General features: G+C 71.3%; 11 protein-coding genes and 1 riboswitch. Of the genes, 6 read left to right on the plus strand and 5 right to left on the minus strand.

What is annotated here, in order from left to right:
* Positions 1–44: 44 nt before the first annotated feature.
* The 3 genes from OOJ98_RS10395 (at position 45) to OOJ98_RS10405 (ending at position 2,941) form a co-directional block, all read left to right on the plus strand.
* Positions 45–518, plus strand: coding sequence for a bifunctional nuclease family protein (locus tag OOJ98_RS10395; RefSeq protein ID WP_267054329.1), 474 nt, complete (start codon positions 45–47; stop codon positions 516–518).
* 237 nt (positions 519–755) lie between these two features.
* Positions 756–1,343: a MerR family transcriptional regulator gene (locus tag OOJ98_RS10400; protein WP_267054330.1), complete on the plus strand. Its 588-nt coding sequence runs from the start codon at positions 756–758 to the stop codon at positions 1,341–1,343.
* 56 nt (positions 1,344–1,399) lie between these two features.
* Positions 1,400–2,941, plus strand: a complete 1,542-nt coding sequence (locus tag OOJ98_RS10405) for a DNA polymerase IV (protein ID WP_267054331.1) — start codon at positions 1,400–1,402, stop codon at positions 2,939–2,941.
* Here OOJ98_RS10405 and OOJ98_RS10410 read toward each other — a convergent pair.
* Positions 2,854–3,234, minus strand: a complete 381-nt coding sequence (locus tag OOJ98_RS10410) for a PRC-barrel domain-containing protein (protein WP_267054332.1) — start codon at positions 3,232–3,234, stop codon at positions 2,854–2,856. The genes OOJ98_RS10405 and OOJ98_RS10410 overlap by 88 nt on opposite strands.
* A gap of 135 nt (positions 3,235–3,369) precedes the next feature.
* Positions 3,370–3,476: riboswitch (glycine riboswitch) on the plus strand.
* 191 nt (positions 3,477–3,667) lie between these two features.
* Between OOJ98_RS10410 and gcvP the strand changes: the two genes are divergently transcribed.
* The gene (gene gcvP, locus OOJ98_RS10415) at positions 3,668–6,553 is read left to right on the plus strand and encodes an aminomethyl-transferring glycine dehydrogenase (RefSeq protein WP_267054333.1); all 2,886 of its coding nucleotides are present in this window, start codon (positions 3,668–3,670) and stop codon (positions 6,551–6,553) included.
* Positions 6,554–6,671: 118 nt separating this feature from the next.
* Here gcvP and OOJ98_RS10420 read toward each other — a convergent pair whose 3' ends face one another.
* Both OOJ98_RS10420 and OOJ98_RS10425 read right to left on the minus strand, forming a co-directional pair.
* Entirely contained in the window at positions 6,672–6,878 is a 207-nt protein-coding gene (locus OOJ98_RS10420; RefSeq protein WP_323177886.1) for a DUF5999 family protein, read from the minus strand.
* A 342-nt stretch (positions 6,879–7,220) separates the two neighbouring features.
* Positions 7,221–7,808 (minus strand): hypothetical protein, encoded by a 588-nt coding sequence (locus OOJ98_RS10425; RefSeq protein ID WP_267054335.1) that lies wholly within the window; start codon positions 7,806–7,808, stop codon positions 7,221–7,223.
* A gap of 498 nt (positions 7,809–8,306) precedes the next feature.
* Here OOJ98_RS10425 and OOJ98_RS10430 point away from each other — a divergent pair, with 498 nt between their 5' ends.
* A complete protein-coding gene (locus tag OOJ98_RS10430; protein WP_267054336.1) occupies positions 8,307–9,827 on the plus strand; it encodes a glutamate--cysteine ligase in 1,521 nt (506 codons plus the stop codon).
* 43 nt (positions 9,828–9,870) lie between these two features.
* On the opposite strand, the gene OOJ98_RS10435 is transcribed toward OOJ98_RS10430, so the two are convergent.
* Positions 9,871–11,643 (minus strand): substrate-binding and VWA domain-containing protein, encoded by a 1,773-nt coding sequence (locus tag OOJ98_RS10435; RefSeq protein WP_267054337.1) that lies wholly within the window; start codon positions 11,641–11,643, stop codon positions 9,871–9,873.
* A gap of 184 nt (positions 11,644–11,827) precedes the next feature.
* On the opposite strand from OOJ98_RS10435, the gene OOJ98_RS10440 reads away from it, so the two are divergent.
* Positions 11,828–12,610 carry a CPBP family intramembrane glutamic endopeptidase gene (locus OOJ98_RS10440; RefSeq protein ID WP_267054338.1) on the plus strand — a complete coding sequence of 261 codons (783 nt, stop codon included), beginning with the start codon at positions 11,828–11,830 and terminating at the stop codon, positions 12,608–12,610.
* Positions 12,611–12,638: 28 nt separating this feature from the next.
* Here the strand turns inward: OOJ98_RS10440 and OOJ98_RS10445 are convergent, their stop codons facing one another.
* Positions 12,639–13,454, minus strand: coding sequence for a PhzF family phenazine biosynthesis protein (locus tag OOJ98_RS10445; protein ID WP_267054339.1), 816 nt, complete (start codon positions 13,452–13,454; stop codon positions 12,639–12,641).
* Positions 13,455–13,538: the final 84 nt, after the last annotated feature.

Below are 13,538 nucleotides of genomic sequence, written 5' to 3' on the forward strand. Positions count from 1 at the left end.
TGCCCGACTACCCAAACCTGCCGAGCACGTCCTAGGGTTGCTGTGTGAACGAGCTCGACGTCGTGGGTGTCCGGGTGGAAATGCCCAATAACCAACCGATCGTGCTCCTGCGTGAAGTGGGAGGCGATCGGTACCTTCCCATCTGGATCGGTCCAGGTGAGGCGACCGCCATTGCCTTCGCCCAACAGGGGATGGCTCCCGCGCGGCCGCTGACGCACGACCTTTTCAAGGACGTGCTCGAGGCCGTAGGCCAGGAGCTGACCGAGGTCCGCATCACGGATCTGCGCGAAGGCGTCTTCTACGCGGAGCTGGTCTTCGCCAGTGGGGTGGAGGTGAGCGCCAGGCCGTCCGACGCCATAGCGCTGGCGCTGCGCACCGGCACGCCGATCTACGGCAGTGACGGTGTGCTCGACGATGCCGGTATCGCCATCCCTGACGAGCAGGAGGACGAAGTGGAGAAGTTCCGCGAGTTCCTCGACCAGATCTCGCCGGAGGATTTCGGTACGAACAGCCAGTGAGCACCGGAGTGACCACCGGAAACAGATGATCCGGTGGCCCTGGGAGTGAGGCCGCGCGCCATGCGTGCGCCGGGGGTGTTTCGGCGCATTCGAGAAGCTTTTCCCGCAGGAGAGTCACGGGAAACCACTCTCAGGGTGATTATCACTCGGCGTGCCGAGTGTGGCGATCGTTGACGCACCCCGAGTGACTGCCTACCGTCGAGTGGGCAGGTCAAGGACGGAGGGGTCGGCGTGAGAATGAGCGGCGACGGTACGGCAGGGGGCGCTCCCGGACGCAGTCCGGGGGAGAACGGGCCGTACCCGCTTCACGGCGGTGCGGCCGAACCGACCACCGAGACGATCGGATACCGGGGTCCGACCGCGTGTGCGGCGGCGGGCATCACCTACCGCCAGCTCGACTACTGGGCCCGTACCGGCCTGGTCGAACCCAGCGTCCGTCCGGCCTACGGATCGGGCACCCAGCGCCTCTACAGCTTCCGGGACGTCGTCGTCCTGAAGATCGTCAAACGGTTCCTCGACACCGGTGTCGCCCTGCAGAACATCCGCGCCGCCGTGCAGCACCTGCGGGAGCGCGGATTCAGCGATCTCGAGCGGATGACGCTGATGAGCGACGGGGCCACCGTCTACGAGTGCTCGTCGCCCGACGAGGTCGTCACCCTGCTCCAGGGCGGCCAGGGCATCTTCGGGATCGCGGTCGGCGTGGTGTGGCGGGATGTCGAGTCGGCCCTGTCCCAGCTGCACGGCGAGCGGATCGACACCGGCGAGACCCTGGTCGGGCACAACCCGGCCGACGAGCTGGCCAGGCGCCGCAACAGGGCGGTCTGACGCCCTGACGGCGGCGCCGCGGCCGATTGTCAGTGGCGTACGGCAGCATCGGAGATGTGAGAGCCGCGCCCACCATCCTGCATCTGGACATGGATGCCTTCTTCGCCGCCGCGGAGCAGGCGTCCAAGCCCAGCCTGCGCGGCAAGCCGGTCGTCGTGGGCGGGCTCGGGCCGCGCGGGGTGGTCTCCACGGCGTCGTACGAGGCGCGGACCTTCGGGGTGCGCTCGGCGATGCCCATGGCGCAGGCCCGGCGGCTGTGTCCGAACGCGGCGTATCTGGTGCCGCGCTTCCAGCTCTACCGCACGATCAGCGAGCAGGTCATGGAGCTGCTGGGGCGCCTGTCGCCGCTGGTCGAGCCGCTCAGCCTCGACGAGGCGTTCGTGGACCTGGAGGCCGGCGGGGTGGCCTTCGGGGCGGTCGCGGCGCGGGAGGCCGGTGAGCGGCTGCGCAGGGACATCAGGGCGGTCACGGGGCTCAGCGGGTCGGTCGGGCTCGCCGGATCCAAGATGCTGGCCAAGATCGCCTCGGAGGAGGCCAAGCCGGACGGGCTCTTCCTCATAGAGCCCGGCACCGAGCGCGAGCTCCTCGCCCCGATGCCGGTGCGCACCCTGCCGGGCGTCGGCCCCGCCACGGGCGAGCATCTGCGGCGGGCCGGCATGACCACCGTGGCCGACCTCACGGAGGCGGGCGAGGACGAGCTCGTACGGCTGCTCGGGAAGTCGCACGGGGCGTCGCTGTACCGGATGGCCGCCGGGTACGACGACCGGCCGGTGGTGGCCGAGCGGGACGCCAAGTCGGTATCGGTGGAGGACACCTTCGACGTGGACCTGCACGACCGGCTGCGCATCATGACCGAGGTGGGGCGGCTCGCCGACCGGTGTGTGCAGCGGCTCAGGGCGTCCGGGCACTCGGGCCGGACCATCGTCCTGAAGGTCAGACGGTACGACTTCTCGACGCGGACCAGATCCGAGACGTTGCGGGGGCCCACGGACGACCCCGCGGTGGTGCGCGAGGCAGCCGGGCGGCTGCTCGACTCCGTGGACACCACGGGCGGGGTGCGGCTGCTCGGCGTCGGGGTCACCGGCCTCGCCGACTTCACGCAGGAGGACCTGTTCGCGCAGGCGGCGGGGGAGCGGGCGGCCCAGGAGGCCGGTGAGCGGGCGGCCCTGGAGGCGCCCGAGGGCGGGGCGGAGGAGGTGGCGGCGCCCGCGGCCGAGCCGGAGCCCGCGGAGGACCCGGCCCGGCGCCGCTGGCTGGCCGGACATGATGTGCGACACAGCCAGTACGGCCCGGGGTGGGTGCAGGGCAGCGGGGTCGGGCGCGTCACCGTGCGTTTCGAGACCCCGGTCTCCCCGGTGCCGGGCCGGGTGCGGACGTTCAAGGTGGACGATCCCGACCTCACGCCGTCCGAGCCGCTGGCCCTGGTCGAGCCGGCGGTGGCGGTCCCGGACACGGGTGGAGCGGCGGAGGGACGGACGGAGAGGGAGCCGGGGGAAGGGCGGGCGCGGGCTCAGGCGTCGCCGTTGGCGAGCCGGCCGAAGTCGCGGTCCGACGGCGGCGGGCCGGGGGGTTCGGGGGACGCGATGTCCAGCCCGTAGTGGTGGTACAGCTGAAGCTCCTGTTCCGGGGAGAGATGGCGGCCCACGCCGAAGTCGGGCGCGTCCTTGATCAGGCTGCGCTCGAAGGGCACGTGCAGCGCCTCGTCGATCACGGTGCTCGGGTCGAGCGGGACGAAGGCGTCCCGGCTGAACAGGCCGGTGCGCACGGCCGCCCATTCCGGAGCACCCGTCGCGTCGTCGAGGTAGACCTCGTCCACCGTGCCGATCTTGCGTCCATTGCGGTCGTACGCCTTGCGGCCGATCAGGCTGCGCGGATCGATGTCGGTCTGCACGGTCCCTCCAATTGGTCGCAACCGGTCAGAACTGCTCCATAAGCACTACAGAAGTGCACTTTGTGGGTGTTGGCCACTTGAGCAGTTGAACAAAGAATCGGATCGGAGCGCGCTGGTAGGCTGGCAAACGGCTGCTGACCCCGTGCGGGAGAGTCCTCCGAGTGCTCACTGAGTGCTACGGCGGACGCCGAAGGAGCAACTCCTCCCCGGAATCTCTCAGGCCCACGGACCGCACGGACGAGGTCACTCTGGAAAGCAGGAACGGGGGACGCTCGGGCACGACCCGGGCACAACCTTTCCTCACCGACGGTGAAAGCCGGGTCGTGCCCATGCGCCCGGTGAAGCTCTCAGGTTGAGATGACAGAGGGGGAGGCCGTCCGGGTACCCGCGCCGTGGTGCCCCTCGCAGGTCGTGCGACCAGGAGGCCTCCGTCATGACCGCCAACCGCATTCCGCTCAGCCAGCTGGAGCGTGGCATTCCGTTCGAGCAGCGCCATATCGGGCCCGATGCCGAGGCGCAGGCGAAGATGCTCGCGCAGGTCGGCTACGGCTCGCTCGACGAGCTGACTGCCGCCGCCGTTCCCGACGTCATCAAGAGCGCCGGGGCGCTCGGGCTTCCCGAGGCGCGGACCGAGGCCGAGGTGCTCGCCGAGCTGCGCCGGCTCGCCGACCGCAACCAGGTGCTCGCCCCCATGATCGGTCTGGGCTACTACGGCACCTTCACGCCGCCGGTGATCCTGCGCAACGTGATGGAGAACCCGGCCTGGTACACGGCGTACACGCCCTACCAGCCGGAGATCTCGCAGGGCCGCCTCGAAGCGCTGCTCAACTTCCAGACCATGGTCGCCGAGCTGACCGGCCTGCCGACCTCGGGCGCCTCGCTGCTCGACGAGGGCACCGCCGCCGCCGAGGCCCTCGCGCTCTCCCGCCGGGTCGGCAAGGTCAAGGGCGGCGTCTACCTGATCGACGCCGACACCCTGCCGCAGACCGTCGCCGTGATCCAGACGCGCGCCGAGCCCACCGGCGTCGAGGTCGTCGTCGCCGACCTGAGCGACGGCATCCCGGCCGACATCGCCGAGCGCGGTGTCTTCGGCGTGCTGCTCCAGTACCCGGGCGCCTCCGGCCAGGTCCGTGACCTCAAGCCGGTCATCGACGCCGCCCACGAGCTGGGCGCGATCGTCACCGTCGCCGCCGATCTGCTCGCGCTCACCCTCCTCGCCTCGCCCGGCTCGCTCGGCGCGGACATCGCCGTCGGCACCACCCAGCGCTTCGGCGTCCCGATGGGCTTCGGCGGCCCGCACGCCGGCTTCATGGCGGTCCAGGAGAAGTTCGCCCGCAGCCTCCCCGGCCGCCTCGTCGGTGTCTCCGTCGACGCCGACGGCAACAAGGCCTACCGCCTGGCCCTGCAGACCCGCGAGCAGCACATCCGCCGCGAGAAGGCCACCAGTAACATCTGCACCGCCCAGGTGCTGCTCGCCGTCATGGCCGGCATGTACGCCGTCTACCACGGCCCGGACGGCCTGCGGCAGATCGCGCAGCGCACCCACCGTTACGCCGTGCTGCTGGCCGAGGGGCTGAAGGCCGCCGGCGTCGACGTCGTCCACGAGGCCTACTTCGACACCCTGACCGTGCGCGTCCCCGGCAAGGCCGCCGCGGCCGTCGCCGCCGCCCGTGAAGGCGGGGTCAACCTGCACCTGGTCGACGCCGACACCGTCTCCCTCTCCTGCGACGAGACCACCACGCGGGCCCAACTGGCCGCCGTCTGGGCCGCGTTCGGCGCCGACGCCGATGTGGAGGCGCTCGACGCCAAGGCCGCCGACACCCTGCCGGACGCCCTGCTGCGCAGCGACGAGTTCCTCACCCACCCGGTCTTCCACCAGCACCGTTCCGAGACCGCGATGCTGCGCTACCTGCGCAAGCTCGCCGACCGCGACTACGCGCTCGACCGCGGCATGATCCCGCTCGGCTCCTGCACCATGAAGCTGAACGCGACGACCGAGATGGAGCCGGTGACCTGGCCCGAGTTCGGGCAGATGCACCCCTTCGCGCCGGTCGAGCAGGCCGCCGGCTACCTCACGCTCATCCGTGAGCTGGAGGAGCGGCTCGCCGAGGTCACCGGGTACGACGCGGTCTCCATCCAGCCCAACGCCGGTTCGCAGGGCGAGCTCGCGGGTCTGCTCGCGGTCCGCGCCTACCACCGCGCCAACGGTGACACCCAGCGCACCGTCTGCCTGATCCCGTCCTCCGCGCACGGCACCAACGCCGCGAGCGCGGTGATGGCCGGCATGAAGGTGGTCGTCGTCAAGACCGCCGACGACGGCGAGGTCGACGCCGCGGACCTGCGCGCCAAGATCGAGCAGTACCGCGACGAGCTCTCGGTGCTGATGATCACCTACCCGTCCACGCACGGTGTGTTCGAGGAGCACGTCGCGGAGATCTGCGGCCTGGTCCACGAGGCCGGCGGCCAGGTGTACGTCGACGGCGCCAACCTCAACGCCTTGGTGGGCCTCGCCAAGCCGGGCAAGTTCGGCGGCGACGTCTCGCACCTCAACCTGCACAAGACCTTCTGCATCCCGCACGGCGGCGGCGGCCCCGGCGTCGGCCCGGTCGGCGTGCGCGCCCACCTCGTGCCGTACCTGCCCAACCACCCGCTCCAGCCGACCGCGGGCCCGGCCACCGGCGTCGGCCCGATCTCGGCCGCCCCGTGGGGTTCGGCCGGCATCCTGCCGATCTCGTGGGCGTACGTACGTCTCATGGGTGCCGAGGGGCTCAAGCGGGCGACCCAGGTCGCGGTGCTCGCCGCCAACTACATCGCCAAGCGCCTGGAGCCGCACTACCCGGTGCTGTACACGGGCCCCAACGGCCTCGTCGCGCACGAGTGCATCGTGGACCTGCGACCGCTGTCCAAGGCGACCGGCGTCAGCGTCGACGACATCGCCAAGCGCCTGATCGACTACGGCTTCCACGCGCCGACCATGTCGTTCCCGGTGGCCGGCACGCTGATGATCGAGCCCACCGAGTCCGAGGACCTGGGCGAGATCGACCGGTTCTGCGACACGATGATCGCGATCCGCGGCGAGATCGAGAAGGTCGCCTCCGGCGCCTGGCCGGCCGACGACAACCCGCTCGCCAACGCCCCGCACACCGCGGCCGCGCTCGGCGGCGAGTGGAACCACGCCTACAGCCGTGAGGACGCCGTCTTCCCGGCCGGTGTGTCGGCCGCCGACAAGTACTGGCCGCCGGTGCGCCGCATCGACGGCGCCTTCGGCGACCGCAACCTGGTCTGCTCCTGCCCGCCGCTCGACGAGTACGACCACTGATCCCACGCATGCGTAAGGGCCGGTTCGGGGTGTGTTCCCCGGGCCGGCCCTCGTGGTGTCCGTACCGGACGAGTCCGCCGGGGACCTGTCCGTACGGGAACTGCCCGTACGAGACCGCCTAGGCGGCCGTCGCCACCTGTTCCGCCGTGAGCGGCCGGTGCGGGGCGATGATCTGCCCGTCCGGCAGCAGCTCACCGGTGTCCTCGAAGAGCAGGACGCCGTTGCACAGCAGGCTCCAGCCCTGCTCCGGGTGGTGTGCCACGGGCTTCGCGGCCTCCCGGTCGGCGGAGAAGGCTGTCGGGCAGGCTGGCAGGTGCTTGCACATGGATGCGTTCTTTCGCTGCGTCGTGGTGAGTGTGCTGCGGCTCGATGCGTTGTTCATGGCCGCCCCCCGTAGTCAGTCGGTCGGTCCGATCCCAGTGTTGCCCCACGGGCGTCAATCCGCAGGGATTTCGCGGCAGCGCTTCCTACTGCTTAATGACGTATCACCCGTGCGGACGGTTCAGCTCAACTGGCCTGTCTTTTCGGGTGGTTCGCGATGGCCCGAGAGAACTAGCCCGTATGGCGCAGGCGGCGCGTACGCAGCATAGACACACAGTGCCCCGCGACCACACCGGTCGCGGGGCACATTTTTTCGCGCGGCGGCCACCCGGGCCGCTCCGGTGGATCAGACGGGCTGCCCGAGGAGCGGAGCGGGGGCCAGCCGCAGGGTGAGGACGGGCAGCAGCTCGCTGACGCGCAGCGGGCGGTGGGCGAAGATGCCGGGCGGTGCCGGTGCCAGCGGCACCAGGAGATCGTGCGGCGCGGGCGCGCCCGAGGCGCCGTCGGCCGTGGTGTCGCCGTGCAGCCACAGCGTGAGCATGTAGAGCTCGGGGATGGAGAGGAGCCGGGGCTGGAAGTGGGTGGCGAGGAGTTCGGCCTGGCGCAGGGCGCGCTGGGTCGAGGCGATGTAGGGGCCTTCGAAGAAGTGCGAGAAGGCCCAGCCGTCCGGCGTGATCCGGGTGTCCGCGGCGGCGACCGGATGGTCGGGGTCGCTGATCAGGAAGCGCCATCCCGCCAGGCGGGTGCGAGCGGTCCTGCCGCCCGAGGTGATCCCGTCCAGGACGTGGAGCGGGAGCGGCAGTTCGGGGGTGAGCGGGCCGGTGGCGGTGCGGAGGGCCGGGGTGCGGGCCTCGCGGACGGCGGTGGGGGAACCGAGTGCCGCGAGGACGCTGCGCAGGGCGGGCGCGGGGGCCGGGGGGACATGCAGCGGCATGGTGGGTCGCCTCTCACTTTCGGAGACACGGTGATGCGTGGGCAGGGCGGACAGCGCTGTCTGCGGTGCGGTGCGGGGCGGGGGCAGAGGGGGGCCGACGAGCGATGGCCGGGGCGCCAACTCTCTGCCTCGTTTGCAGAGTTTATACGACACGTGTTCACACAGTGTTTCAGCTAGCTGTCGCCCATATTGCCCGCAAGTCGGTATCCGGTCCTCCTGCGCAGGTGATTTACCCGGGGAAATGTCCCGCGCACCGCCCCGACCTGGAAAGGTGCCCCGCCGGGGGTCGGCCGAAACTCGTCGGTGTTTTTCACCATTGACGACAGAGGGGTAACTGCCCGTTGCCGTATGCCTGATGAATGTGCCGGGGGCCGCGGCATCGAGGCTACTCTCCCGACGCCGCCCGCGCAGGCGTTATAGATCAGTCAGCCTGGGCATTATCGACCATGACGCGAGCGGCCGGTGTCGCTGGCTGCCCATTCGAGGAGGGACCCTTCGATGGGGGAGAAGGTCGTGGCAGGCGGATTCGACCTGTCCGATCGGCACCGCTACCGATCCAAGCTGCAGCAGTGCCTGGAGGGGCTCGGGATGCTGCTGGACCAGAAGCGGTTCGACAGGCCCAGGAACCTGATGGGTCTCGAGCTCGAACTGAATCTAGCGGGTCCCGACGGTATGCCGCGCATGATGAATGCCGAGGTGCTGGAACGCATCGCGAGCCGGGATTTCCAGACCGAGCTCGGAATGTTCAATCTGGAAGTGAACATCGCCCCGCACCGCCTGGGCGGCCGCGTATTCGATCAGCTCGCGGAGGAGTTGCGGACGGGGCTCGGGTATGCCGATCGCAAAGCCGCCGAGGTCGACGCGGGCATCATCATGATCGGAATTCTGCCCACCCTGGCCCAGGGCGACCTGGTCTCCGCGAACCTTTCCGATGTAGATCGCTACACCCTGCTCAACGATCAAATTGTGGCGGCCCGCGGCGAGGATTTCACGCTCGACATCCAGGGCGTCGAACGGCTTGAGTGCACCTCGGCGTCGATCACTCCGGAGGCCGCCTGCACCTCGGTGCAGTTGCATCTGCAGGTGACGCCCGCACGGTTCGCGGCGGTGTGGAACGCGGCGCAGGCCGTCACGGCGGTCCAGATCGCGGTGGGCGCCAACGCTCCCTTCCTGTTCGGGCGCGAGTTGTGGCGCGAGTCGCGTCCGCCCCTGTTCGAGCAGGCCACCGACACCAGGCCGGCCGAACTGCGCGCCCAGGGCGTGCGTCCGCGCACCTGGTTCGGGGAGCGCTGGGTGTCGTCCGCGTACGAACTCTTCGAGGAGAACCTGCGGTTCTTCCCGCCGCTGCTGCCCATCTGCGACGAGGAGGAGCCGCTGCGGGTCATCGCGGACGGCGGGGTGCCGCAGCTCAAGGAGCTGGTGCTGCACAACGGGACGATCTACCGCTGGAACCGGCCGGTGTACGGGATCGCCGACGGCGTGCCGCACCTCAGGGTGGAGAACCGGGTGCTGCCGGCCGGCCCCACCGTCGCGGACGTCCTCGCCAACGCGGCCTTCTACTACGGCCTGGTGCGGGCGCTGGCGGAGGAAGGCCGGCCGGTGTGGACGCGGCTGCCCTTCGAGTCGGCCGCGTCGAACTTCGACGCCGCGTGCCGTTACGGCATCGAGGCCGAGCTCCTGTGGCCGGCGCCGCGACGCGGCGGAGGCGTGACCCGGGTGCCCGCGATCAAGCTCGTGTGCGAGGAGCTGCTCCCCCTGGCCGCGGCCGGCCTCGACGCGTGGGGGATCGAGGCCGCCGACCGCGACCAGTACCTCGGCATCATCGAGGAGCGGTGCCGGCGGCGCGTCAACGGCGCGTCCTGGCAGGTCGACACCTATCACCGGGCGCTCGCTGCGGGTCTCGGCCGGGAGGCCGCCCTCGCCGCGACCACCCGCCGCTACCGGGAGCTGATGCTGGCGGGCGAGCCGGTGCACACCTGGCCCACCGGCTTCCCCGGCCCCCAGGCGCGGCACGGCTGATCCCGGCCGGGCGGGGCCGCCGGGCCGACGGTGAAAGGGCACGTCAGCCGTTGGCCTGGGCCTCTCCCAGCGCCGTGATCGCTTTGAGGATCACGGCCTGGAGGTCGGCCGGGTCGTTCACCTGGTAGCCGGCGCCGCCCGTCGCCCGTGCGATCTGCCGGACCACGTCCGCGTCGGCCTGCGGGCCGACCGCGATGGCGATCAGCGGCACCGGCTTCGCGGGATCTCTGAGCTTCTGCAGCTCCGCCATGAGGCCGGCCCGCGAGATGCTCCCCGGGTCCTCGTTGGCGCCGTCGGTCAGCAGCACCACCGCGTTGAACTTGCCGCTCGCGTACGTCGAGGCCGCCTCCTTGTACGCGGCCAGCGTCGTGTCGAACAGGCCGGTCGCGCCGCCCGGCACCGGTTGCAGCGCGCCGAAGGCCCGCGTCAGCTTCTCGCGCTGGGTCTGCCCGTCGTCCGCGGGGTCGCCGAGCCGGGCGGTCGGCACGAGACGGCGGTAGTCGCGCGAGCCGTCGAGGTGGGTGGCGAAGTCCCACAGACCGATCTCGTCGTCCGGGGTGAACTGCGAAAGCGCCTGCAGCAGCGAGGACTTGGTGACGTCCATCCGGGAGCGGCCGCCCGATCCCGGCACCGGATCGGCCATCGAACCCGAGGCGTCCACCACCGTCGTCAGGCGCGCGCTCTGCACCGTGATCGTCCACATGCCGAGCGCGTCCTGGAGCTCCTGGGCCGACGGCGGCTCGGCGCTCGCGCTCGCGTACGGCTGCGGAGCACCGGCCCCCGCGGCCGAGGCCACCGGATCGGCCACCGGCCGGCCCTGGGTACGGAACCCCTGCCCGGCCAGGACGCGCAGCGACTCGGGGTCGCCGAGCAGCGACATGAAGCGCATGGCGGCCCGGCTCTCGTCGGTGCTCATCCGGGTCTCGCGGACCATCGTGTACGGATAGTCGAGCTGCGGCGCGCCGTCCTTGGGGTAGAAGAGCCGCAGGTGGTCGCCCGCGCCGTGCGAGGCGTTGTAGGCGAACGCCGACTGTTCGGAGAGGACCAGCGCCTGATTGCGGTGCGGGTCGGCGGAACCGTCCGGGGCGAGTGTCCTCACCGCCTGGCCGTCGCCCGCGGAGACCCGCTGCGAGAGCACCTTGGCGAGCGCGGCCGTCCGTGTGTCGCCGTCCGCTCCGCCGCTCGCCGCCGACTTGGCGATGCAGCTCAGGGCGAGCAGCCCGGAAGCGCTGCGCGCCGGATCGGCCGAGCCGAGGCGCAGCTTGTCGTCCTGCGCGGTGGCCGTCGCCAACTCGGCCCAGGTGTACGTCTTCTGCGGCCAGCCGAGCGGCTTGGCGGCGGAGGGCACCACGGCGAGGGCGACCGGCGAGGCAGCGATGTGCCCCGCCGTCACCACCCCGGCGGATTCGCCCGCGTCCTTCGCCCGGTCGACCCACAGCGACGCGTCGGGTATCCACACCGAGAAGTCGGGCTTGGCGGGGGAGGCCAGCGAAGCGGAGACCTCGTAGGAGTCGCGGGCGCTGACCCGTACATCCATGCACGAACCGTCCGAGGTGATCTTCTCGGTGCGGGCCCGGTCGGCGACGGCCCGGACGGCCGGCGCGATGTCGGGGGAGGCGACCAGATCCAGCCGCACCGCGGAGGCGGCGCAGGAGCGGCGGAACGAGAGCAGCCCGCGCTGGACGGCGATGGCCGTGCCCCCGGCCACCGCCATGACCAGGGCGGTGGCGAGGGCGACCGTGCGGCGCCTGGCGGCCACCCGGGCAGCCCCGCTGCTCGGTGTCGCGGCATCGTCGGGCAAGCTGTGACGTCCCATGGCGGTGGTGCCCCTCCTTGAACCCTGAACAAGGAAAAGGGGGACGACACCATCGCGATGGCGCCCGTCCCCCGGCCTGTCGCGCGCGATCTTCGCTGTGTCCTCCGAGACCCTAGCGGGGCGGCGGTGGGGATGGAACGGGATTCGTCAACTGGAGGCAGGTGTGCAGGTGGAGGCCGAGCGCGTGGCTGATTCTCTTCCCGAGCAGGGGAGTTCGCCGCAGATCCTGCGGTCCGAGACCGTGCTCGTGCTGGCGCTCTCGCTCGGCGCGAGCGGTGTGTCGGCCCTGATCAGCTTCGTCGGTTCGCTCACCAAGCCCGGCGGGCTCAAGCAGCAGGCGGCCCACCTCAACACCTCGTACGCCCCCGGACGGCCGTGGCTCGATCTCGCCTGGCAGCTCTTCGGCATCGCGACCGCGCTCGTGCCGGTCGCGCTCGTCGCGCACCTGCTGCTCCGCGAGCGCGTCGGTGGTCTGCGGGTGCTCGGCTTCGACCGGACGCGGCCCTGGTCCGACCTCGGCCGCGGCGTCCTGATCGCCGCCGGGATCGGCAGCGCGGGGCTCGCCTTCTACCTGGTGGCGCGCGCGGCGGGCGGCAACCTCACCGTCGTACCGGAGTCGCTGCCCGGCGTCTGGTGGAAGTACCCGGTGCTGGTCCTGTCGGCGCTCCAGAACTCCGTGCTCGAAGAAGTGATCGTCGTCGGCTATCTGCTGCGCAGGCTCGGCCAGTTGGGGTGGACGCCGATGGCCGCGCTGGTCGCGAGCGCCGTTCTGCGCGGCTCGTACCACCTCTACCAGGGCATCGGCGGCTTCCTCGGCAACATGGTGATGGGCGTGGTCTTCGTCCTGCTCTACCGGCGCTGGCAGCGGGTCGGCCCGCTCGTCGTGGCGCACGCGCTGCTCGACATCGGCGCCTTCGTCGGGTACGCGCTGCTCGCCGGGAAGGTGAGCTGGCTCCCCACGATGTGAAGAAGGCGGACGCGGTTGGGCGGGTGCGTCACGGCGCGGTCAGCAGCTCGCCGTCGATGACGATGACCGCGCGGCCGGTGAGCAGTGTGCGCCCGCCGCGCACTTCGGTGCGTACGAGACCCGAGCGGGGCGAGGCCTGGAGGCCGGTCAGCCCGGCGCGGTCGAGGCGCGCCGACCAGAACGGGGCGAGCGCGGTGTGGGCGCTGCCCGTCACCGGGTCCTCGTCGACGCCGACGTTGGGGAAGAAGCAGCGCGACACGTAGTCGTAGCCCGTAGCGGGGTCCGCGGCGGCGGCCGTGGCGATGATGCCCCGCCTGGAGTGCCGACCCAGCGTGCGCACGTCGGGGGCGAGGGCGCGTACGGCCGCCTCGTCGGCGAGTTCCACCAGCAGGTCGCCGATGTGCGCCGCCGTGTCGTGGACCGAGACGATCGGCGCGCCGAGCGCCTTGGCGAGTCCGTCCGGCACCTCCTCCCGCGTGAGCGAGGAGGTGGGGAAGTCGAGCGTGATGGTGCCGTCCTCGGCGGCGGTCGCCGTGAGGATGCCGCAGCGCGCGGCGAACCGGACCGTGCCGCTCGCGGCGCCCGTGGAGTGCAGCACGTGCGCGGTCGCCAGGGTGGCGTGGCCGCACATGTCGACCTCGGCGGCGGGGGTGAACCAGCGCAGCGCCCAGTCGGCCTCGCCGCCCGGCGGCAGGGGGTGCGCGAAGGCGGTCTCGGCGTGGTTGACCTCGCGGGCCACGTCCTGGAGCCAGCTGTCGGCCGGGAAGGCGTCGAGCAGCAGGACCCCGGCCGGGTTGCCGGCGAAGGGGCGGTCGGTGAAGGCGTCGACGATTCGGATGCGCATGTCCGCACCGTACGGGAGGCGAAATCGCGCGTGCCAAGGCCAATCCGGAACGACTGGACCGCATTTCCGGGTGTCGTCGGCGGC

The organism is Streptomyces sp. NBC_00083, assembly GCF_026343295.1.
Taxonomy (GTDB): Bacteria; Actinomycetota; Actinomycetes; order Streptomycetales; family Streptomycetaceae; genus Streptomyces.